The sequence below is a fragment of the Rhizobium laguerreae genome (assembly GCF_002008165.1).
In the GTDB taxonomy this organism is placed as follows: Bacteria; Pseudomonadota; Alphaproteobacteria; order Rhizobiales; family Rhizobiaceae; genus Rhizobium; species Rhizobium laguerreae.
Genome location: NZ_MRDM01000013.1, coordinates 38533 through 57824 on the forward strand (window position 1 = coordinate 38533; position 19292 = coordinate 57824).

Consider the following 19292-nt stretch of genomic DNA (forward strand, 5'->3'; position numbering starts at 1 on the left):
CAACTTAAGGTAAGTGGTCGGCCTGTCGCCGGTTCACATTGGTTCAAGACGGCCACCTGGCGGATAGCTGTGCCCGCGGTTTCGTTCCTATCAAGAGCTGTACGCATGCCAAGCGCTATGCACCGCGGGGCCGGTGGCAATTGAGTAAGCGTGGGAGGGTCATGACGTCATCGAGCCCGCAGTCGGCCGCCGCCTGGCTGTTCGCGATTGTCGGTCTTTGTGAGAATGGGTCGGCGCAACCGTTCATGTTTGTTCCGCCAACAACCTGATCCGGCTGTCGAACTCGCCACGGTCGACATAAAAGCCCTTGAGCAGCCGGTGACCTGTCATCGGATCGAAAGCGGTTCGGCCATGTAGGATCCGCCTGTTGTCGAAGACGACCATCTCTCCAGGCTTCATTTTGAATGTGATGATATTGGCCGGGTCACGCGTCTCCGCCATGAACCTCCGGTAGGCGGCATAGTAGTCGGCCATCACGGTGTCGGGTATATCGAAGCTGTCCATGAGATGGGCGCTGTAGCGGACATCGAAAACGCGGTCCCGCTCATCGACGCTGACCATCGGTCTGTGCACGCGAATATCATACTGGCGATCGTGGAAGCGGTACGGAATTGGTATCGACGTCAGCAGCCGAAACGCCTCGGCGTCCTTGCGGCGGACCTTCTCGGCAATCATGTAAGCGTCCGCGAACACGGACTCGCCGCCTTCCGCGCCGTTCCGCACACAGTGAAGGAACTGGTATCCCGGCGGCATTTCCTGGTTCGGAAGGTCGGTATGAAGGGGCAAGGCGTGCGAGGTGTACGCAAGATTGTTGGGATCGGGAATGGTCTCGACACGGAAAGTCAGGCCGAAATTCGTGCGCCTCAGAAACCCGATGCGTTCCCCGAGTGCCACGCCTGCTTCCTCGTTATCATCAAGTCCGGTGACCACCGAAAGACCGTGCCTCTTTGTGCTGCAAAGCCATTCAAAGAAGACGCGGTCCTCCGAGAGATCGTCGACGGACACTTTGGGAATCTGTAAGTCCGCTTCCCAGATCTCGGCGGCTATATCGGCGGGGTCGGCCGCGCGTACACCCGGGCGATGGTTGTAAAGCCAATCAGCGGCCAGTGTCGTTCTGTCGTTATCTCCTCGCCAATCGATGTGAACGGCGTCGCCATCGAGCGTGACCGCTTCGGCTGTCAGGTCGAGCGGCACGGACAGCAGATCGAACTGCCGTTCACCGGTCTGTGGGTGGAAGCCCTTTTGGTCGTTGTCACGCAGGAAAAGGTTTGGATAGAATGACGTGGTGCCGTCAATCCAATGCACGGCGATAACGCGTTCTCGCGCTTCTACACGTTCGATATTCATGAAATTTCTCCGTCGGTTTCAGGATCGCGTATGAACCCGAAATTCCGACGGCGGCGGCCACCAGCCCCCGCGCTTGACATATCCGTATGTGGACACAAGCAGCTTCATGGAACGATTGTTAATCCTCCATGCGCGCGAGGACAATAGATTTTGCGCGATCGTCGTCTGACTCGGTCGAGGACACGATATTCGATTTTCAGCTAGGAGGCACGACCCCCGGTAAACGCGTCTATGAACTCAGCGAATGTCGGGGCCAGCACCTTAACGTCATTTTGCCAGGGACCGGCGAACGCAGGCGGTCTGACGGCTCTTTCGCCCAACGTGGGAGGTTACGTTTGACGAATGTCCTGTCGACAGCGCTCTGCTGAGGCAGAGGGAACTAGGAGGGGCGGGGACAGCAAGCTCAGTCAAATCGACAAGGAGCCGTGCGCGTTGAAGTTGTTAAGATAGCTAGCACCCATCAGATTCATTACACTCGGAATCGGAACAATGATTCAAAACCTTGAAGTCATCGGTGACTGGGGCGCGGATTCGAATCCGTTCAGGACCGTAGACTTACCATCAATGCAATGCGTCGGAGAAGGCGATTTCGGAGGCCAGCGCAATTTGCCTGCATGAGAAAGTGGCCTCGCCTCGCCGAGACTTAAGCAGCCCTTCCTCCCTGCGTCGATTTGAACATCCAATATCTCGGTCCAACTCGCTCTCAATCACCTTTGGCCCCAATCGCCGCGGGCAGATCGGTTTCGATACGAAACAGATCTATCAGCCGGATCCCGGCGTGACCGTCTCTTCATCCCGCTCCGGCAATGTTCCGGCGCCTGGCGTTTTGCTCTCGTCGGTCAGATGATCTTGAGTATGTGGCCCGGCTTGAGGGTTCTTCTTTGCCTGGTTCAGCTCTTTGTCCGCCCCTTCGATAGCCAACTGGGCCTTACTGTCCTCGTCCACACGCGGCTCCTTTCATGTTTGCTCGGTCATTGGGCTCATTACGGCATTAACAAAGGAGCTGGCTGCGAGTTCCCATGATGACTCGGTTGATGAAGGCAACGGCGATGTGTCGGAACACTGTACCGCCACAGTGAAAGGCTACCGCCTTCTGGATCCCGCATTGGCCAGGCAGTTCTCGAAGAGACGTTGCGAGGATTGGCCGGCTCGTGTCTCCATTACGATCAGGGCTGTTCCCACCTTGATTTTTCAAACCTGTTTCGCCATTTGATCGGCGCTAATTCGCTTTCCTGGAGAACCCGAGCACATGACAAAGACTGCAGAACAGACCGCTGAAAGCCACGTCTTTGAGGCCGACGTTGCCCGCCTTCTGCACATGATGGTCCACTCCGTTTATTCGGATAGGGATGTGTTTCTGCGTGAGCTGATTTCGAATGCGGCCGATGCCTGCGAGAAACTTCGATATGAGGCGATCGAGACACCGTCACTCCTTGGTGCTGATGCCGAAAACCGGATCACGCTGACGCTGGACGAAGAAAGCCGGCAGCTTGTCGTCGAAGACAATGGCATCGGAATGGGCCGCGACGAAATGATCGAGGCGCTGGGAACGATCGCGAGATCGGGAACTCGAGCGTTCATGGAGGGAATCGAAGCGAGCAAAGCCGCTGAAGGAGCTCAACTGATCGGGCAGTTCGGGGTCGGCTTCTATTCCTGTTTCATGGTGGCGGAACGTGTCGATGTGGTCTCCCGTCGAGCCGGAACGCAGGAAGCCTGGACATGGACTTCGGACGGCAAGGGAAGCTACAGCGTCAGCCCGGCAACCAGCCTCACTGAAGCTCCATCCCGTGGAACACGTATTGTCTTGCATCTGATGGAGGACGCTAAGCAATATACGGCCCGCTGGACCGTCGAACGCATCGTCAAGGAACAATCCGGCCACGTGCCGGTTGCGATCCGCCTTGTTGAGAAACCGGGCAAAGAGCCAGTTCAGATAACGGACGGCACCGCACTATGGACGAAGCCGAAGAGCGATGTCAGCAAGGAAGAGTATACGGACTTCTATCGTGGCGTCTCCGGCCAGTACGACGAACCGGCGCTGACCGTACATTTCCGTGCTGAAGGCCGGCAGGAATATACGGCTTTGGCGTTCATACCCGGAACGCAGCCTTTCGATATGTTCGATCCCGAACGCAAAGGCAGGATGAAGCTTTACGTCAAGCGGGTGTTCATCACCGATGATGCGGATCTGCTGCCGAGATACCTGCGCTTTGTTCGTGGGTTGGTCGATACCGCCGATCTGCCGCTCAACGTTTCTCGTGAGATGATCCAGGAAAGCCCGATCCTGACGGCGATCCGCAAAGGCATCACCAGCAGGATCGTCACCGCGATAGAGAAACTGGCTGAAAGTGACGCCGAGGCCTTCCTCAAATTTTGGGAAAACTTTGGACCAGTCCTCAAGGAAGGCATCTACGAAGATTTCGAGCGACGCGCCCAGCTCTTGACGCTTGCTCGGTTTCGGACGTCCGCATCGAACGAAGGCTACCGTTCACTTGCCGACTACGTCAAAGATGCCAAGGAAGGCCAGAACGCCGTCTACTATCTGGCGGGCGGGAGCCTGGATCAGCTTAAGGCATCACCACAGCTCGAAGGGTTCCGGGCGCGCGGCATCGAAGTGCTGCTTTTGGCGGACTCCATCGATAGCTTCTGGACGATGAATGCTCCAGACTATGAAGGCAGGGCGTTCAAGTCGATCACGCAAGGTGCCGCGGATCTGGCACAGTTTGCAAAGCTTGATGGCCAGACAATGCAGGAGGGGGTTAACGACAGCGCAGCAACCTTCCTTGCATTCGCCAAGGAAAAACTTGCCGACCAGATTGCCGATGTCCGGGCTTCCGACCGTCTGACGGAGAGTGCGGTCTGCCTCGTGGCGCCCGAAGACGGCTATGACAGGCAAATGGAAAAAATCCTGCGAAACGCCGGTCGTCTTCAAGACGCGGCCAAGCCGATCCTGGAGATCAATTTGCTGCACCCCTTGATCAAAGCGATTGCGAGCGTCGAGGGTGATGCCCCCTACCAGGAGGACGCCGCCTTCTTATTGCTCGACCAGGCGCGCATTCTGGATGGCGATCGGCCAGCAGATCCCCGCCGATTTGCCGAGCGGCTTGCACGGGTCTTTCAGAGGTCGGTGCAGTCGTAGCAACAAGGAGACGTGCGGTGGTCAGGTCCGGCCTCCACCCACGCTCCTCCATGTTCCTGGCTCACCGCCCTCGGCGCCGACGTTCACTTGTCTTGGTATGGCCTTGCGCGTTCTGGACATTTGTGTCTTGACCGTTTCGGCTGCCGCCATCGCAGAACCGCGGAGGGAACCGACACTACCGATTTACTGTCCTTGCGATGGCAGCCTTGGGCGAAATGGCGTGATGCGCGGGCTCCGTTACAACAATGACTACGTGCGGCACGCGAGAAAAGAGCGTTGCGGCACTGTCGCGAGAACTCGAGAACCTGTCGTTTACCGGGGACTGACCCGCCGTCGTCTTCATTAATCCGGAACACGTTGTTGCCGTGCGAGCATTCGAGACCAGCACTGACATCCATGTTGCTGCGCCTCAGAAGGATGGGGCGCCGAGTTATTATCCGGTGAGAGAGGCGATTGAGGAAGTCGTTAAGCTGCTAACGGGTCAGTAATGCCGAGCGGCGGAACTTCCAAACTTCATCTATGTTGTATGGGCATGAGCAACACAGAGCAAAAAGCCACCAAAGGCATGGTCAAACTCGTGCTGACTATCGTCGTCGTCGCGGTAATCATAGCGGTGGCGTATTTGGCTTTCTTCACCGCCGGGACAAGCCTAGGCTGAACTGGCGCAGTGCACCGACACTGCGAAAGCGGCCAGCAACAGCAGTAGCTCGCCCGGCACCGGCCGAAATTTGCTTTGCCTCCGACTGGAGCAGGCGAGATGAGCGATAACTTCAGCGCAAAAGAGACCTTGGCCATATATGGCGAGTGTGCAACCACGATCACATTCGTCAGAGATAGCTTTCTCACTGAGGAAAAGACGTTTCCGACAATGCAAGATGCAATTGATTATCTTCAGGCATTGGACGCTACCCCACTCGGGGTAGTTCTCCACATCCGCGTCCACGGGCGCAACATTCCATTCGACCGCGACAATGTAGCGAAGCTGATGCGGGAGCTTTTGTAGAGCCGGCGTTATTGCGGTAGGACAAGACCTGGGCGGCTGGGCTGGCAACTCTTTCCCTGCTTTAGCAGTTGAAACTGAGTTCTGTTCCCACGCGCTCTTTTTCGTGCGGTCCTCCGCTCGGAAGAGGAATGCATAACCCTGCCAACCAGTAACGCCGAAATCGCGAGGGCGGAAACATACTCACCGATGTCGGGTAAACTTTAGACTACATTCGGCGACAGCGGACGCAGAACCCGCAAGATCCGTCGTTTTTGTTCACGGAGGCTTTGTGGACAGTCCTGGCTGGGAAGTGGTCTACTCGACGTCAAGTGCGTCTGATCGGAAACCCTATGTGCCGTTCATATTCCAGCTCGGGAACGCCGTAGGAGCCGCCTGCCATCTCCTCCAGCTTCGGTCTGTCCAGGATCCGTATATTCCCACGCTTGGCGCTGATGGCTCGCACACCCTCAACGATGTGAATTTCATTGGTAACCCCCGCACGTCGGACGCCAAGCATGAGCGAGAGGAACTGGTGGGTAAGAGGCAGATCAGCGGTCCGCAGCCGGTCGTGGCACATCAACAGCCATCGTGCCAGCCGTTCAGACATGTTGTAGCGGGCATTGGCAAGAGCGGAATGGGCAAGCTGCAAGTCGCAGCAATGCACATATCTGAGAAGCAGGTCGTTGGCCGAAGGAACCCGTTGCGCCATTGAAAGAAGTGCGGATACCGGCACCGAAATCCCATGCCCCTCGACCTGCATGAAGGTCCTGTTCGGCGTTTGGTCGACCTTCTGCAGCACATGAGCCCCTGCCATGCCTTCATATCCGACATGCCCGACTTCCACGGATTCATCATCGGAGTTGGTGGCTACAATCGATGCTAGGCCGCTCTCGAGGAAGTAGACGGTCCCACTTGGCACACCCGGAGAGATCAGTTCGAACTTTACCGGAAGCGCGAGCGGCTGCATCGTCTCCCGCAGCAGATCGAATGCTTCGGGCGCAAGCGCTCTCAGAAGAAGGTTTTGAATGTTTGACTGCGAAAAGTCGGACATGGCTAAGCCTCCGGCGGGATTGCCCCAGATCTGATGTCGAATGGCGAAGCGTCAGCAATGCTTAATTTATGTGGCAGAACGCGTCTTCAGGCCAAGAGGGGCCATGCCTTCTGTGCGGTTTTGACAATTCTGCGATGCGCCGGTCGCAGCGAGAATCACATGATCCACGATCTGGACGGCGGCCGTGAAGGAAAGAACGATGACGGTGAAGCCGCGCTCGTCGGTGACGTTCATCAGCCATGCCGAGACGTCAGCATCTTTCAACAGAGCGCCCTTCAACCGCTCCGCTACCGTCTCTACAGCCTCGCGGCGGACGCTCTGGAGGTCGAAATGCTCCGAGCCCACCGTATCCGGAATGGAGATGCCGTCATGTACGTTGAAAAAGTAGCGAGCCATATCTGTTGCTCCTGTACAGGCAAGAGCAACGAGTATCTCCCAGCCATCCGCGCCTGGGTCGATGGCGGATGATGTCCCATCATCGCATGTAATCACGTTCTTAAGAAGGCACCTGACGCGATTGTCGCGGCGCCTGTGTGCGATTGATGGGTTCCAGGACCGGGGCGCATGCTAGACATGTCGGGAATCGGCTCTAAATTTTTTGCTGCGGTTCGGGGCCGCCACCTTTGGAGTCTAGGATGTTCGTGAAGTTGACCGACGGCACGATTACGCGCTGGATCAACATGGATGCCGTGATCCAGATGCGGTTCGATGAAGACAAACACCAGACGGAATTATTCTTGCTCAGAGAGAACGCTAGACTGGTTTTTTGTCGATCAGTCTCCTGAAGAAATCCGAAAGTTAATGGAGGTCGAACTCGAACGGCTATCCCAAATCACAAGCTGGAGCATGGGGGGACCGAATGGCCGCAGACGATGAGCCGTTTACCATCGCAGGCCTGATGCGGGCGTTGGAGGCCGCCCAACGCACAGGAGACAATATGCTTGGGGTTAGCAAGTAATCGCTGGGCGGCCTAGGCAATAATACTCATTATAGCTGTGACCTGAAGCCACTTTGTCCTTCAGAGCGAAATCGTACGATATTTGCTTAATTTTCGATCAGGACTGTGGAGAGAAAGTATTATTTATTGCTCATATCGGAGGCTTATGCAAAGTAGTTTTAGAAACGCCACAAGGCGTTCTTGCCTAGAAATCACCCCGTACCTTAGCCCCGCTTTTGCGGGGATTTTCTTCCCTCGTCACGTTTAAGCTCTGGAAGATCAGTACAAAAGCGCACCGGGAACCTGGCCGGTTCTTTTTTTATTATGTCGGAAGGACGCAACGGTGTTCCTCTTGTGCGACCCCTGACTTGCCCCGCCTCGGCGGGGCTCTTTCTCGGAAAACACGGGCAGAAATCGGTCACCCTCGGCGTCTCCCTCATCCGAGGTGCGCACGTCTGGACAAACCGACCTCCGAAACACGCTAGTGCAATGTCACGCGTTCCGGCTCGGGCGATGGAGATCCCCGTCCGCACCGGGGCAATCGATACCAGTTCATCGAGGGCGATGAACGTGTTTCGTTGATCGCGCGGTTTTGCCGTCGCCACTGAAAGCTAGCCCGGAGGTCTCAGAAGCCACACGCCGGACAGCCCCGACGTCCGTCACCAGGGAATGCTCGGTCTTCACCAGCGGTGTCGGAACTTTTCCGGCTTCGATGCGTTTGGCAGCCGGATCCGAAGGCCTAGCCTTTCGATGATCCCCTTTCCATGTACGCTCACTAGCCCCGCAGGTTCAAACGCGGGGCTCTTTTTGACAGCCTGGTTGGCTGGCGATATCTAGCGCCCGTTCGCCGCCCCTCCGTGACCGTCGGGGCGATGGTTTCTGCGAAAGTCAAAGTAGTACCGCTCACCTCCTGTCCGATAGCATTTACCGATTTCACGCCGGCCGAATAGCACGCCGATCTCATTTTTTCATTCTTAGTGCCCGGCCCCTCTTGAACCGCTAATAGCCTGAATTAAATGATTTATGCTGGTAGCCCAATTGGGACCGGCAAAGTCCAGGAGACGCCGGGTCGCTCTTGGCGTCTCCTTGTATCCATGTTGCTTCAAAGGAGGATATGGCTATGAGGACAAACCTCGATTTCTCTCCCCTGTTCCGGTCAAGCATCGGCTTTGACCGAATGTTAAGTGCGCTTCAAGCCGGGATCGACACCGTCGATAACTGGCCGCCCTACGACATCCTCAAGACGAGCGAGGATGAATACCGCATCGAAATGGCGGTGGCGGGATTCTCCCAGGACGAACTGTCGATGACGCAGGAGCAGAACCTGCTCGTGGTCGCGGGCAGGAAGGCGGATAGCGATGACGACGTGCAGTATCTTCATCGCAGCGTCGCTCAGCGAAGCTTCCAGCGCCGCTTCGAACTTGCCGACCACGTCAAGGTCGAAAGCGCTGAACTCGTCGACGGACTGCTGATCATCGATCTGAAGCGCGAGATCCCCGAAGAAATGAAGCCGCGCCAGATCGAGATCGGAACTGGCCAGGCGCTTCCAAAGTTCGAGACCAAGCAGATCGAAGCTGAGACGCAAGCGGCTTAAGCCTCGAAAGGCACATCGGTGCCGGGCACGCCCGGCGCCGATATGCGCGCTTCGCTGCTAACCAAGAGAAAGGAGAAAAGACATGAGTGTTCGTGATCTCATTCCCTGGAGCGGGAACAACGGCCATAAGGCTCCCAGCCTTTTGCGTGATGACGATCGTGATCCGTTCCTGTCCCTGCATCGCGAGGTGAACCGATTGTTCGATGACGCATTCCGCGGCTTCGGTTCCAACTTTCCGTCGTTGACTGGCCGCAGTGGCTTTGGTGGCGGATGGCCGAACGTCGAGATCTCCGACAACGAAAAGGAGATCACGGTGACGGCCGAGGTGCCTGGACTTGAGGAAAAGGACATCGAAGTCCTGCTCAATGACGGCGTGCTGACGCTGAAAGGCGAAAAGCACTCCGAGACCGAGGACAAGGATCGCCAGTTCTCCGAACGCTACTACGGCCGCTTCGAGCGTCGCATTCCGCTCGGTGCGGAAGTCAAGGAAGACAATATCGACGCCCGATTCAGAAACGGCGTGTTGACGGTGACCTTGCCGAAGAGTGAACAGGCGCAGTCGCAAGTCAAGCGGATCGCCATCAAGAGCTAACCAACCAATGAGCGACCGGCGGCCGGCTTTGCGGCGGCCGCCGGCATCCTTCGCCGATAGGGAGGGATATGATGATGGACGTTAACAGAGAGACCCACAACAGAGAGACGCAGAAACCAAACACGGCTGTTTCGGATACGTGGCCAGCAAATGACAACCAGCGGCAGCCTCTGTCATTCGGCCGCTCAGTATTTCCCGAGGGTGCTGTCGCCCGAATCTTCAAGCCATCGCGCTCGGTGATGACGTCAGGCACCCCGCGAACGAAAGGTTGGCAGCTCGTCTTCGAGCGCCGTAGCGCACCGTTCATCGAGCCTTTGATGGGCTATACGGGTAGTACCGACACGCTCCCACAGGTTGAGCTGGAATTTCCAACCCTTGAATCAGCAATCCGTTATGCGGAGCGGCAGGGGCTGACCTACAGGGTGCAGCGTCGGGTGAATAAGCCGGCGGCAAAGCAGAGAACCCGCCGGCGAACGTACCGACCTCATGCCTTCTCCGACTCGACATTGCTACGGCTCGGCCTCGCGGCACGTCAGGAGAGCTACGGACAGGCACTGGACGCCGGGTTGCAGACCCACGATGGTCCCGCAACATGGCCATCGCCTGCTGACGTTGTCTGCGATCGCACGCTGACGCTGCAAGCAAAGCGGACGATCCTGATGAACTGGGCCTGGACGGAGTACCTGATCGACCGGGCAATCAACGAGGGAATGTCTGAGAACGACCGGCCGTCGCGCCTTCACGAGGTCGAGCAGGCACTGCTTGACCTCGAGCGCAACGTCGAGAGGCGAGATCTTCAGCCGACGATCAACCGAGATGCCGCGTGAGGTGGAGCCATGAACCCATCTATCGTCTTCGATTGCGAGAAGATCCTGCCCAACAGGTTCGCGCTGACTATGGCTGCGGCCGCACGAAGCCGCGCCCTTTATCGAGGGGCGGAGCCGAGGCTGGATCCTTCCGATGCCTGCGTCAGCGAACTCGCGCTGCAGGAGATTGCAAGAGGCTCGTTCTCCAGCAGCGAGCTCGCACCCTTTCTGGGCGGACCGGCAGGAACAAAGCGACTTCACTCCGCCGATCCGGCCACTCACCTTCGCGGCAACGGCGAACAATCGCCGCTGCAGCACCCGTCTCCACGCCACCGGAGGCGGTTCAATGATGATGCAAACAAGTGAGGAGAAACGACAATGATGAAATCTCAGTCTTCGAAGGACCGTGCAGCATTCGATATCATCAATATCGTTGCTGGGCTGGCTCTTTTCCTGTCACCCTGGCTCCTCGGTTTCGCAACCGAGGCCTATGCTGCGTGGAACGCCTGGATCGTCGGCCTTGCCATTGCCGTGATCGCCGCCGCCGCTCTCTTCGCATTCTACGAGGCGGAAGAATGGATCAACCTCGTGCTCGGCGTCTGGGCCGTAGTGGCGCCATGGGTTCTGGGTTTCTCGGCGGTGGGCGCTGCGATGTGGGCACATCTGATTGCCGGCATCGTGGTCGCGGTTTTGGCCGCAGGCAGCATCTGGTTTACCCAAAACCACCCGCTGTCGACCACCTGAGGCAAAACGAGCGGGCCCGGAACTCCGGGCCCGCTTCTTTGTTTGCATTGGGCTGGGCGGCATTGACCTCCCGTCAAATCCAAGGAGCAAACTATGTTCGATATCCTCCAGGGATTTCATAGGATTGCCGCGTCGGTCGTGATCGCCTTTGCAGCAATCCTGCTTACGATAGCGCCGGTCACCGCGCAGACGCCGGAATCCGGCACCGCTTCGGCGTCACCTCCATCTCTGGCGCCGATGCTTGAACAAGTCACGCCGGCCGTCGTCAACATCGCGGTCGTCTCCCGCGCACCGTCGCGAGACAATCCTCTCTTCAGCGATCCCACCTTCCGCCGGTACTTCAGTCTGCCGCAACAGCAACGACGATCGAGGATGAGCGCAGGATCCGGCGTCATCGTCGACGCCGCAAAAGGCTATGTTCTCACCAATCATCACGTCGTCGATGGCGGCAGTGAGATTTCAGTAACGCTGAAGGATGGACGAGAGCTTTCGGCCAAATTGATCGGCAGCGACAAGGAAACGGACATCGCTCTGTTGCAGGTCAATGCTGCAAATCTTACCGCTATCCAGATCGGGGATTCCTATGCACTTAAGGTTGGCGACTATGTCGTGGCGATTGGCAATCCGTTCGGGCTTGGCCAGACTGTTACGTCAGGCATCGTCAGTGCGTTGGGGCGAAGCGGTCTGAATATCGAAGGCTACGAGGACTTCATTCAGACAGATGCATCGATCAACCCCGGAAACTCCGGTGGTGCCCTGGTGACGCTCGACGGCAAACTGGTCGGCATCAATACCGCAATCCTAAGCCCCGCCGGCGCCAACGTCGGTATCGGCTTTGCTGTGCCGAGCAGTATGGCGGCGACGGTCATGAACCAGTTGATCGCGCACGGTAAGGTGGAGCGCGGTGAGCTCGGCATCGGCATTCAGGATCTGACGCCGGAGCTGGCGGAGGCTCTCGGACTCGGTGACCTCCGCGGCGCACTGATCGCCAACGTCCAGTCGGGCTCGCCGGCTGAACAGGCCGGACTGAAGACCGGAGACGTGGTCACCGCAACCGACGGACGCCCGATCGGTGGTGCGACTGACCTCAGGAACCGCATTGGCCTCATGCCTGCCGGCAGCAAGCTGAGCCTCACAGTGAAGCGCGGCGACGAGGAGAAGGTGATCACGGCCACCATTGCAATGGACGATCGGTCATCCGCAGCTCTCTCCGGCACGCCGCTCGAGGGCGCTATGATGAGGAATGCTTCTGGCGAAGAGGCGCAGCAAGCCGGAGGCTACGGTGTGGTGATCGAAAAGGTGGCTTCCGGCAGCGCGGCCGCCGGCGCCGGCCTTCAAGCAGGTGATATGATCGTCGCGCTCAATAGAGTTCCGGTCGCTTCGGTCACCGAGCTGCAGCGCAGGATCGCCGAAAAACCTGGCGTATTGGCGCTCGAACTAGTCCGTGAGGGCGCGCGACTGCTTCTGGTCGTCCGGTAGGAGTAGACGGCCATGGAGATGAACAGGAAGACGCGCTTCAACATCTGGTACTGGATTATCGCTTTCTTGCTTCTGGCGGCATTCCAGTCCTTTTTCGCGACTACTCACCAGATTGCGCGGATTCCCTACAGCCAGTTCGAGACGGATCTCAAGGATGGGAAGATCGCCGAGGTTGCCGTTTCCGACAATTTTATCCAAGGCCGGTACAAGGAGCCGCAGAATGAGCGCCCCTTTTTCGTCACGACACGGGTCGAGCCCGATCTGGCCGAGCAGCTCCGGCAATACGGAGTAGTCGTGACGGGTCAGATCGAGAGCACATTCCTGCGCGATCTGCTGTCGTGGCTCATCCCCGTGGCGCTCTTTGTCGGCGTCTGGATGTTCATGATCAGGCGCATGGGCGGCGGGCTCGGCGGAGGCCTGATGCAGATCGGCAAATCGAAGGCCAGGGTCTATGTCCAGACCGACACTGGCGTGACGTTCAACGACGTCGCCGGCGTCGACGAGGCCAAGGACGAACTGAAGGAGATCGTTGATTTCCTGAAGGACACGGCGGGTTACGGCCGCCTTGGCGGGCGTATGCCAAAGGGTGTGCTTCTAGTGGGTCCACCTGGAACCGGTAAGACGCTTTTGGCGCGCGCCGTCGCGGGCGAAGCCGGTGTGCCGTTTTTCTCGATCTCCGGGTCGGAGTTCGTCGAAATGTTTGTCGGTATCGGTGCAGCGCGGGTCCGGGACCTGTTTGAGCAGGCGCGCGCCAAAGCACCCGCCATCATCTTTATCGATGAGCTCGATGCTCTCGGCCGCGCTCGTGGGATTGGCTCCATGACTGGCGGGCACGACGAGAAGGAGCAGACGCTGAACCAGCTTCTGGTCGAGCTGGATGGCTTTGATCCCTCCACTGGCCTCGTCTTGCTGGCCGCAACCAACAGACCGGAGGTACTTGATCCCGCTCTGCTGCGTGCCGGTCGTTTCGATCGGCAGGTGCTGGTGGATCGGCCGGACAAGTCGGGCCGACTCCAGATTCTCGGCGTGCACCTTAAGAAAGTGAAGCTCGCGGCGGATGTCTCACCGGAAAAGGTCGCCGCGCTCACACCGGGATTCACTGGCGCCGACCTCGCCAATCTCGTCAACGAGGCAGCCCTGCTCGCCACACGCCGTCGGGCGGAGGCGGTGACGATGGCCGATTTCAATGACGCCGTCGAACGCATCGTCGCCGGTCTCGAAAAGCGCAATCGGCTGCTCAATCCAAGGGAGCGTGAAATCGTCGCCTATCATGAGATGGGACATGCGCTGGTCGCCATGGCGCTGCCCGGCGTCGATCCGGTGCACAAAGTGTCCATCATTCCCAGAGGGATCGGCGCCCTCGGCTATACCGTCCAGCGTCCGATCGAGGATCGCTTCCTGATGACGCGGGAGGAACTGGAGAATAAGATGGCGGTGCTGCTCGGTGGCCGCACGGCGGAATGGATCGTCTTTGGCCATCTTTCGACCGGTGCTGCCGACGATCTCGTTAAAGTTGCCGACATTGCCCGCGCGATCGTCACACGCTATGGCATGACTGACAAGCTGGGGCACGTGGCCCTGGAGAAAGACCGGCGCGCGTTACTGGGGGCTGATCCGCTGTATTACGGTCCGCAGGAGCGCGACTATTCCGATGAGACTGCAGCGAGGGTTGACGAGGAGATCCGCCGGATCGTCGACCATGTCTTCGATGAAACGGTGGCGCTCCTCAGGCAGCGGCGAGAGATACTGGATCGGTCTGCAAGGCTTCTCCTCGAGAAGGAAACTCTCGATGAGCGTGAATTGCAGGTGCTTGTGGACACCGTTGAACAGCCGGGACTCGGCCCGGCCGCAACCCCACCGGTAGCATAACAATGACGCCGCTGATGGCCGGCTCGGCGGAGACTTTTGTTTTCGTTACTTCGATGGGAGCTGAAGTTTTTCCCTCTGCATCACGTCGCCAACCCGGCGCAGCCCAACCTGCAGCCCTCCCACTCGACGGTCTCGCGGTCATCGGCAACGATGCCAACACCCCCGCGGTGCTGAGGGATTGAAGTCGAGCACCGAAAAGCTTGCCAGGAGGTCCGCGCGGCCATCAGGTATCGGGGCCATCTCTCCGATATTGCGCTGTTGATCCCTGTCCGATTGCGCACAGACGCCGACGAACGGGAACTGCCGCGCAACAGCAAGGTTCGGTCGACTGGCATCGTACGCAGCTAAAGAAGGAGGCTCGTCAATGGAGACGATCATCAAAGCTGACCCGGACGTCAGTTGGGGAGCCCCCGTGTTCGTTCGTATCGGAAATGGCTTCCTCGAGCGTATCGACGGTCCTAAGGCTGCATTGGAAGCCTTGCTCCATCGTTGGCCATCGCAATCGCAACCAGAATACGCGGCTGCAAAATGCAGATGCTCAGACGCCATCAGACACCGTGGAGGCGCTGAGCTTGCCCGCAGGACGTTCATGGAGGCTGCTGTCGCTGCGAGGGTGCTCTCATGAGCGTTCCTGTGGACGGTTCGGCTGCGCGGAATTTCGCGGCTTGCGGGCCGGAATCGAACCGGCTTGTCACCATAACATCAGCAAGTGCTTAATTGCCGTCCGCCGATGGATGAGTCCACGCAGTGGAAGATGTATATACCAGCCGATCTACAAAATGGCGCGAGACCTGGCCAGGAGAGACACCCTGACTTCAGCGGTTTCGACGGCGAACAGTCGTTCGACCGCGTCCCATGCCGGATGGTCGAGAAGGACTACGAAAAAATTGTTGGAATTGCATGGTTGGCTGGTGGTCAATAGCTCCGGCATCGACCATTGCATGAGCTTGGATGAGCGGCACCGACAGCCGGCGCTGATAAACGCACCGCAAATGTGCAATGGAATCTACCTGCGTTCCACGTCCATGAAGCGGAAGAATTTCAGCCTTCGTACCCGTGCTCGTCAACCAGCGCCGGAGGTTTCCGCGTCTATCGGACCGGACCGCGGGCAAAGGCGCTTAGTCAAGTCCTGGAAGAGAGTATCTCGGGAGGAGTACTGGACGAGGTCGATGGCAAGGGTCAGGGCGCGACGGCCTTCGTTACTATCGATCTCGCAGTCGTTCTTTGTACACCACTGCCGAACCGCGGTGATGACGAGCTCGATGTCTTGATCGGGCAATGAAATGAGGGACTGAAGCATTTCTATGCCTCCAAGATCCGATAGGAGCGTCTTGTCACCCTCTAGTGTCAGGCCAGGAGAGGAGACCGATATCACTAGTGGTGAGACGTGGACGACGGCGCGTTGACCTTCAGCGAGTCGGGGCTATCAAACCTAGTGATCAACAGCGTGACCAGTTCCTCGCGCGTCCTGTGTCCTTGATTATAGAGGTCGACCGCCGCGCTGCAAAGCAACTGCATTGATTGTTCCGTTGGCGTGGCGTGATTATGCCGGCACCAGGTCCGAACAGCGTCCGAAAGCACGTTCACGTCTTCTATCTGGAGTGAGAGATTGAAGTTCGCCATATCATCCTCCTTGAGCCTCGCAACAGCTCGCCCGGATCGCGATAAGAACCGTAGTGCATCAACCTCCCAAGGCCAACCATCCGTGCGGTTGCGGACAGTTGCCGGCGGCGACATGGCATAGTGGCGAACGCGTTACCGATGTTGTTGCTTTGGCCGCGACAGACAGGCAAAATGAACAGGCTATCCTGCCGGCCACGCCGGGCTGTGAAGGATTTCGAATGCCACGCTTCTACTTCAACATTCTGTCTGAAGCAGGCTCGCTCGACGACTGGGAAGGAACCGAGCTTGCTGATCTGGAGGCCGCTCGTGTTGAGGCGGTGCGTGATGCTCGCGCATTGATGAGCAGTGCCGTGCTCCTCGGACATGACATTTCGTCAAGAAGCGTCGAGATCAGAAACGAAACAGGCGATATCCTGCTCGTATTGCCTTTTTCGGAAGCGGTTAAGCGAGTGGGCTAATCTACCTGGCGCGGAGCGGACCCAGCAGCTTTTCGTATTCGCGCTCCGGCACTCCATAGCAGCCACCGGCAATTTCGATCAGTTTTTCCCTGTCCATTATTCGCACGTTTCCGCGGGTCGATCGGATCGCGTGGACGCCTTCAAGGACGTGTAGTTCATTGGTGACGCCCGAACGCCGGACGCCGAGCATCAATGCCAGAAATTCATGGGTAATGGCCAGGTCATTGCCTTCAAGGCGGTCGTGACACATCAGGATCCACCGCGCCAGCCGCTCATGCATATTGTAGCGGGCGTTGGCGAGCGCCGAATGGGCGAGCTGCAGCACGGTTGTGTGAACATAGCGAAGGAAGAACGCTTTCATCTCGAGATCATCGGCGAGGGCGCGCTGAAACGTCTCCATCGGCACCATAATTCCGGACCCTGCGACCTGCATGAAGGTGCGCGTGGGGGTGGTCTCTACCGCCAGAACGACGTGCATGCCGGATGCGCCTTCGCGCCCGATGTGGCCGATTTCCACCACCTCTTCATCGATGCTGCTGACCACCATGGATGCCAGGCCTCTTTCCAAGAAGCAGACATGCGTGGTTGGGACGTCGCTGGCAACAAGAACGTGCCGTATTGGCAGGTCGACGCGCTCCATCCCTTCCGAGAGGCGTGCGAAGCGGTCCGCGCTCAACATTTTCAGCAGGGTGTTTTCGACAGTCGATTGGTCAAGGTGAGTCATAGCGGCTCCGCATGGGAGCTTGGATGTCAAAACCAAACGCCTGTGAGTTGGTGAAAAACTACGGGACGGCCGTTGGTTTGACCATAGGTCCCAAGGAACTGTGCGTTTATGACAAAACCGCACATAAGCCGCTGAAATTGTTGACAACCAGCGACGAGAAATCGGTAGCGATCTTTCGATACCTGGCAAAGACCTTAGCACACTTTGCCTCGGCATGCGCGCTCATTGCGAAAGGACGAGCGATTCCTAATATTAATATCTGCCTTTTGTGGATCGTTGACATAAATCGCAATCAATCTCGCCAGCCAAGTCGGCGGCAATGCGCTTCGGCGGTCAGGACGGCCGCCTTTCGGTCAGCATAGGGACCCGGCAGATAGACCGTGACGCCGCGGAAACTGACGATCACCGCCTTTGCCACATATTGAAGACGATAGCCATATCAGGCTCGTAAGCCACTTTGTTTTCCTGACCACGTTACACCATCGAGATGTGCTCTGAGATGGGGCAGGGAAGGTCAACTCGACGGAGCTGAGGCGCGCGCTGGACAGGTGGGATGCTCGACTGCCGCTTCGTTGGCCGCAAGTGGAAACCGCAAAAATGCCTACATTCGTCATCCCTGTCACGTCCGGTTGACACGGCACGGACCTCGGAACTGAGAAGCATCCAGCCCGCATTTTGTTCCAATTCAGCCCGTTGAGATGAGGTGATGGAAACATAAAGCGCGTCAGCCGACCTGCTCGACATTGAGGGTGCCGGCGGGAAGCGGCCTGATCAGAGACTTCGCCGAGACAGATGGATCGAGCCAGTCGGCCCAGGCGTCCCGCTCAAGTATGACGATCTGCCGGTCGTGGTAAGGCGCGATATCCGGGCCAGGCTCCATCGTCAGCATGGCGAAGGCTTGCCCGACGTCATCCGTCTCGCGCCAGATGCCGGCGATGCAGAAAATTGGTTCGTCCTTCTTGGTGAACAGCCACTTGTCCTTGCGCTTTTTGCCTTTCTCGGTTGGTTCGGTGAACTCGTAGAAACCATCGGCGACGATCAGGCATCGGTTAGAATCGAACTCGCGTCCATCGGAGCGGAAATTATAGACCGGCCGCTTGTTCCGGCCAGGCCAGCTCCACCGGCGGCGGACGAGGTCCGCCTCGTCGCGCGTTCCCTCGAGTGTGCGGATGATCGGCGCTATATCTGTAATCTTGATGTCTTCGCGTGCCTCAATGTTCGGTGCACCTTCACCAAAGCGGATCTTGATCTTGAGATGGGCGAAGTCCTCCACAATCGACGCCACGTCCACCATCAGCCGATAATCATTGCACATGCTTTCCTCGCAGTTCTTGTTGTGAAGCGTGGTTCTTGCTATGTTCTACATATGATGAACGCGAAGGTTTTCCAGTCCGACGCACCGCTCGACGAGCGCCGCGTCATCATAAGACGGCGTGACGGCGATGTGGAGATGGTGGAGCTGCCCTGGGGGTTGCGTCCGCTCGATGGCGGCCTACGCGCGGCCAATGTCGTCCGCTCTGAAGGAAGGACGTTTCTAACGCACCGCTGCCTGGTGCCGGCATCCGAGTTTCGCCATCGCAGTGGAGCGAGGAACTTCTGTTTCTCGCTCAAGAACGGTGACTGGTTCTATTTCGCCGGTATCTGGCGGCAGGCGTCCCATGGCTGGCCGGAAGCCTACGCCATCCTGACCATCGAGGCGAATGCCGACATTGCGCCCTATCATGACCGGCAGATGGCGGTGCTGACGCGTGATCAGCAGATGGACTGGCTCGATGGGCTTCTACCGGAAGAGGAAATCCTGCGGCCACTCCCGGCAGGTACATTCCGCGTCAAGCCTCTTTCGAACGTTCCGTTCCAGTCATCGCTGGCAGTCTAAAGCGCGAGCCGCAACTGCGGCGCTTTATCACCTGCGTTGCGCCAGTGAGGACAGCAACACGTCGGGCGGGG

The 19292-nt window shown here is 58.0% G+C and carries 21 protein-coding genes; 13 read left to right on the forward strand and 8 right to left on the reverse strand.

Annotated features, from left to right (window positions below; genetic code table 11):
- Positions 1 to 243: 243 nt before the first annotated feature.
- Both BS630_RS15535 and BS630_RS15540 read right to left on the reverse strand, forming a co-directional pair.
- Positions 244 to 1347: a TauD/TfdA family dioxygenase gene (locus BS630_RS15535; protein WP_077978125.1), complete on the reverse strand. Its 1104-nt coding sequence runs from the start codon at positions 1345 to 1347 to the stop codon at positions 244 to 246.
- A gap of 762 nt (positions 1348 to 2109) precedes the next feature.
- The gene (locus BS630_RS15540) at positions 2110 to 2292 is read right to left on the reverse strand and encodes a hypothetical protein (RefSeq protein ID WP_077978126.1); all 183 of its coding nucleotides are present in this window, start codon (positions 2290 to 2292) and stop codon (positions 2110 to 2112) included.
- 304 nt (positions 2293 to 2596) lie between these two features.
- On the opposite strand from BS630_RS15540, the gene htpG reads away from it, so the two are divergent.
- From htpG to BS630_RS15550, 3 genes are all read left to right on the forward strand, one after another.
- Complete coding sequence (gene htpG / locus BS630_RS15545) at positions 2597 to 4486, forward strand: molecular chaperone HtpG (protein ID WP_077978127.1); 1890 nt, start codon at positions 2597 to 2599, stop codon at positions 4484 to 4486.
- A 532-nt stretch (positions 4487 to 5018) separates the two neighbouring features.
- Positions 5019 to 5144: a hypothetical protein gene (locus tag BS630_RS38425; RefSeq protein WP_260685698.1), complete on the forward strand. Its 126-nt coding sequence runs from the start codon at positions 5019 to 5021 to the stop codon at positions 5142 to 5144.
- A gap of 99 nt (positions 5145 to 5243) precedes the next feature.
- Positions 5244 to 5489, forward strand: a complete 246-nt coding sequence (locus tag BS630_RS15550; RefSeq protein ID WP_025397996.1) for a hypothetical protein — start codon at positions 5244 to 5246, stop codon at positions 5487 to 5489.
- A gap of 304 nt (positions 5490 to 5793) precedes the next feature.
- On the opposite strand, the gene BS630_RS15555 is transcribed toward BS630_RS15550, so the two are convergent.
- Complete coding sequence (locus tag BS630_RS15555) at positions 5794 to 6519, reverse strand: Crp/Fnr family transcriptional regulator (protein WP_003551279.1); 726 nt, start codon at positions 6517 to 6519, stop codon at positions 5794 to 5796.
- Positions 6520 to 6585: 66 nt separating this feature from the next.
- On the reverse strand, positions 6586 to 6915 hold the full coding sequence (locus BS630_RS15560; RefSeq protein WP_231285715.1) for a DUF6894 family protein: 330 nt from the start codon (positions 6913 to 6915) through the stop codon (positions 6586 to 6588).
- A 1661-nt stretch (positions 6916 to 8576) separates the two neighbouring features.
- Between BS630_RS15560 and BS630_RS15570 the strand changes: the two genes are divergently transcribed.
- From BS630_RS15570 to BS630_RS15605, 8 genes are all read left to right on the forward strand, one after another.
- Positions 8577 to 9050: an Hsp20 family protein gene (locus BS630_RS15570; protein ID WP_003551284.1), complete on the forward strand. Its 474-nt coding sequence runs from the start codon at positions 8577 to 8579 to the stop codon at positions 9048 to 9050.
- Between the two features lie 82 nt (positions 9051 to 9132).
- A complete protein-coding gene (locus tag BS630_RS15575; protein ID WP_077978128.1) occupies positions 9133 to 9642 on the forward strand; it encodes an Hsp20/alpha crystallin family protein in 510 nt (169 codons plus the stop codon).
- Positions 9643 to 9713: 71 nt separating this feature from the next.
- Positions 9714 to 10469 (forward strand): ETC complex I subunit, encoded by a 756-nt coding sequence (locus BS630_RS15580; protein WP_077978154.1) that lies wholly within the window; start codon positions 9714 to 9716, stop codon positions 10467 to 10469.
- 9 nt (positions 10470 to 10478) lie between these two features.
- On the forward strand, positions 10479 to 10814 hold the full coding sequence (locus BS630_RS15585) for a DNA-directed RNA polymerase subunit omega (RefSeq protein ID WP_143529434.1): 336 nt from the start codon (positions 10479 to 10481) through the stop codon (positions 10812 to 10814).
- A gap of 12 nt (positions 10815 to 10826) precedes the next feature.
- Complete coding sequence (locus BS630_RS15590) at positions 10827 to 11192, forward strand: SPW repeat protein (protein WP_077978129.1); 366 nt, start codon at positions 10827 to 10829, stop codon at positions 11190 to 11192.
- A gap of 93 nt (positions 11193 to 11285) precedes the next feature.
- Positions 11286 to 12671 carry a DegQ family serine endoprotease gene (locus tag BS630_RS15595; protein ID WP_077978130.1) on the forward strand — a complete coding sequence of 462 codons (1386 nt, stop codon included), beginning with the start codon at positions 11286 to 11288 and terminating at the stop codon, positions 12669 to 12671.
- Positions 12672 to 12683: 12 nt separating this feature from the next.
- The gene (ftsH, locus tag BS630_RS15600) at positions 12684 to 14540 is read left to right on the forward strand and encodes an ATP-dependent zinc metalloprotease FtsH (protein ID WP_206117019.1); all 1857 of its coding nucleotides are present in this window, start codon (positions 12684 to 12686) and stop codon (positions 14538 to 14540) included.
- Positions 14541 to 14904: 364 nt separating this feature from the next.
- Positions 14905 to 15165, forward strand: a complete 261-nt coding sequence (locus BS630_RS15605; protein ID WP_077978131.1) for a DUF982 domain-containing protein — start codon at positions 14905 to 14907, stop codon at positions 15163 to 15165.
- Between the two features lie 438 nt (positions 15166 to 15603).
- Here the strand turns inward: BS630_RS15605 and BS630_RS38000 are convergent, their stop codons facing one another.
- Together BS630_RS38000 and BS630_RS15615 are read right to left on the reverse strand one after the other, a co-directional pair.
- A complete protein-coding gene (locus BS630_RS38000; RefSeq protein ID WP_077978132.1) occupies positions 15604 to 15840 on the reverse strand; it encodes a hypothetical protein in 237 nt (78 codons plus the stop codon).
- A 74-nt stretch (positions 15841 to 15914) separates the two neighbouring features.
- The gene (locus BS630_RS15615; RefSeq protein WP_017957083.1) at positions 15915 to 16163 is read right to left on the reverse strand and encodes a hypothetical protein; all 249 of its coding nucleotides are present in this window, start codon (positions 16161 to 16163) and stop codon (positions 15915 to 15917) included.
- A 218-nt stretch (positions 16164 to 16381) separates the two neighbouring features.
- Here BS630_RS15615 and BS630_RS15620 point away from each other — a divergent pair, with 218 nt between their 5' ends.
- Positions 16382 to 16621, forward strand: a complete 240-nt coding sequence (locus BS630_RS15620) for a DUF6894 family protein (protein WP_077978133.1) — start codon at positions 16382 to 16384, stop codon at positions 16619 to 16621.
- Position 16622: 1 nt separating this feature from the next.
- On the opposite strand, the gene BS630_RS15625 is transcribed toward BS630_RS15620, so the two are convergent.
- Both BS630_RS15625 and BS630_RS15630 read right to left on the reverse strand, forming a co-directional pair.
- A complete protein-coding gene (locus BS630_RS15625) occupies positions 16623 to 17345 on the reverse strand; it encodes a Crp/Fnr family transcriptional regulator (protein ID WP_077978134.1) in 723 nt (240 codons plus the stop codon).
- 724 nt (positions 17346 to 18069) lie between these two features.
- Positions 18070 to 18660, reverse strand: a complete 591-nt coding sequence (locus tag BS630_RS15630) for an SOS response-associated peptidase (RefSeq protein ID WP_077978135.1) — start codon at positions 18658 to 18660, stop codon at positions 18070 to 18072.
- A gap of 51 nt (positions 18661 to 18711) precedes the next feature.
- Between BS630_RS15630 and BS630_RS15635 the strand changes: the two genes are divergently transcribed.
- Positions 18712 to 19221: an SOS response-associated peptidase family protein gene (locus BS630_RS15635; RefSeq protein ID WP_077978136.1), complete on the forward strand. Its 510-nt coding sequence runs from the start codon at positions 18712 to 18714 to the stop codon at positions 19219 to 19221.
- Positions 19222 to 19292: the final 71 nt, after the last annotated feature.

Bases quoted from the DNA above. Each gene is read 5' to 3' on its own strand.
- BS630_RS15535 (WP_077978125.1), bottom strand. From the start codon at position 1,347: ATGAATATCGAACGTGTAGAAGCGCGAGAACGCGTTATCGCCGTGCAT.
- htpG (WP_077978127.1), top strand. From the start codon at position 2,597: ATGACAAAGACTGCAGAACAGACCGCTGAAAGCCACGTCTTTGAGGCC.
- BS630_RS38425 (WP_260685698.1), top strand. From the start codon at position 5,019: ATGAGCAACACAGAGCAAAAAGCCACCAAAGGCATGGTCAAACTCGTG.
- BS630_RS15550 (WP_025397996.1), top strand. From the start codon at position 5,244: ATGAGCGATAACTTCAGCGCAAAAGAGACCTTGGCCATATATGGCGAG.
- BS630_RS15555 (WP_003551279.1), bottom strand. From the start codon at position 6,519: ATGTCCGACTTTTCGCAGTCAAACATTCAAAACCTTCTTCTGAGAGCG.
- BS630_RS15560 (WP_231285715.1), bottom strand. From the start codon at position 6,915: ATGGCTCGCTACTTTTTCAACGTACATGACGGCATCTCCATTCCGGAT.
- BS630_RS15570 (WP_003551284.1), top strand. From the start codon at position 8,577: ATGAGGACAAACCTCGATTTCTCTCCCCTGTTCCGGTCAAGCATCGGC.
- BS630_RS15575 (WP_077978128.1), top strand. From the start codon at position 9,133: ATGAGTGTTCGTGATCTCATTCCCTGGAGCGGGAACAACGGCCATAAG.
- BS630_RS15580 (WP_077978154.1), top strand. From the start codon at position 9,714: ATGATGGACGTTAACAGAGAGACCCACAACAGAGAGACGCAGAAACCA.
- BS630_RS15585 (WP_143529434.1), top strand. From the start codon at position 10,479: ATGAACCCATCTATCGTCTTCGATTGCGAGAAGATCCTGCCCAACAGG.
- BS630_RS15590 (WP_077978129.1), top strand. From the start codon at position 10,827: ATGATGAAATCTCAGTCTTCGAAGGACCGTGCAGCATTCGATATCATC.
- BS630_RS15595 (WP_077978130.1), top strand. From the start codon at position 11,286: ATGTTCGATATCCTCCAGGGATTTCATAGGATTGCCGCGTCGGTCGTG.
- ftsH (WP_206117019.1), top strand. From the start codon at position 12,684: ATGGAGATGAACAGGAAGACGCGCTTCAACATCTGGTACTGGATTATC.
- BS630_RS15605 (WP_077978131.1), top strand. From the start codon at position 14,905: ATGGAGACGATCATCAAAGCTGACCCGGACGTCAGTTGGGGAGCCCCC.
- BS630_RS38000 (WP_077978132.1), bottom strand. From the start codon at position 15,840: ATGCTTCAGTCCCTCATTTCATTGCCCGATCAAGACATCGAGCTCGTC.
- BS630_RS15615 (WP_017957083.1), bottom strand. From the start codon at position 16,163: ATGGCGAACTTCAATCTCTCACTCCAGATAGAAGACGTGAACGTGCTT.
- BS630_RS15620 (WP_077978133.1), top strand. From the start codon at position 16,382: ATGCCACGCTTCTACTTCAACATTCTGTCTGAAGCAGGCTCGCTCGAC.
- BS630_RS15625 (WP_077978134.1), bottom strand. From the start codon at position 17,345: ATGACTCACCTTGACCAATCGACTGTCGAAAACACCCTGCTGAAAATG.
- BS630_RS15630 (WP_077978135.1), bottom strand. From the start codon at position 18,660: ATGTGCAATGATTATCGGCTGATGGTGGACGTGGCGTCGATTGTGGAG.
- BS630_RS15635 (WP_077978136.1), top strand. From the start codon at position 18,712: ATGATGAACGCGAAGGTTTTCCAGTCCGACGCACCGCTCGACGAGCGC.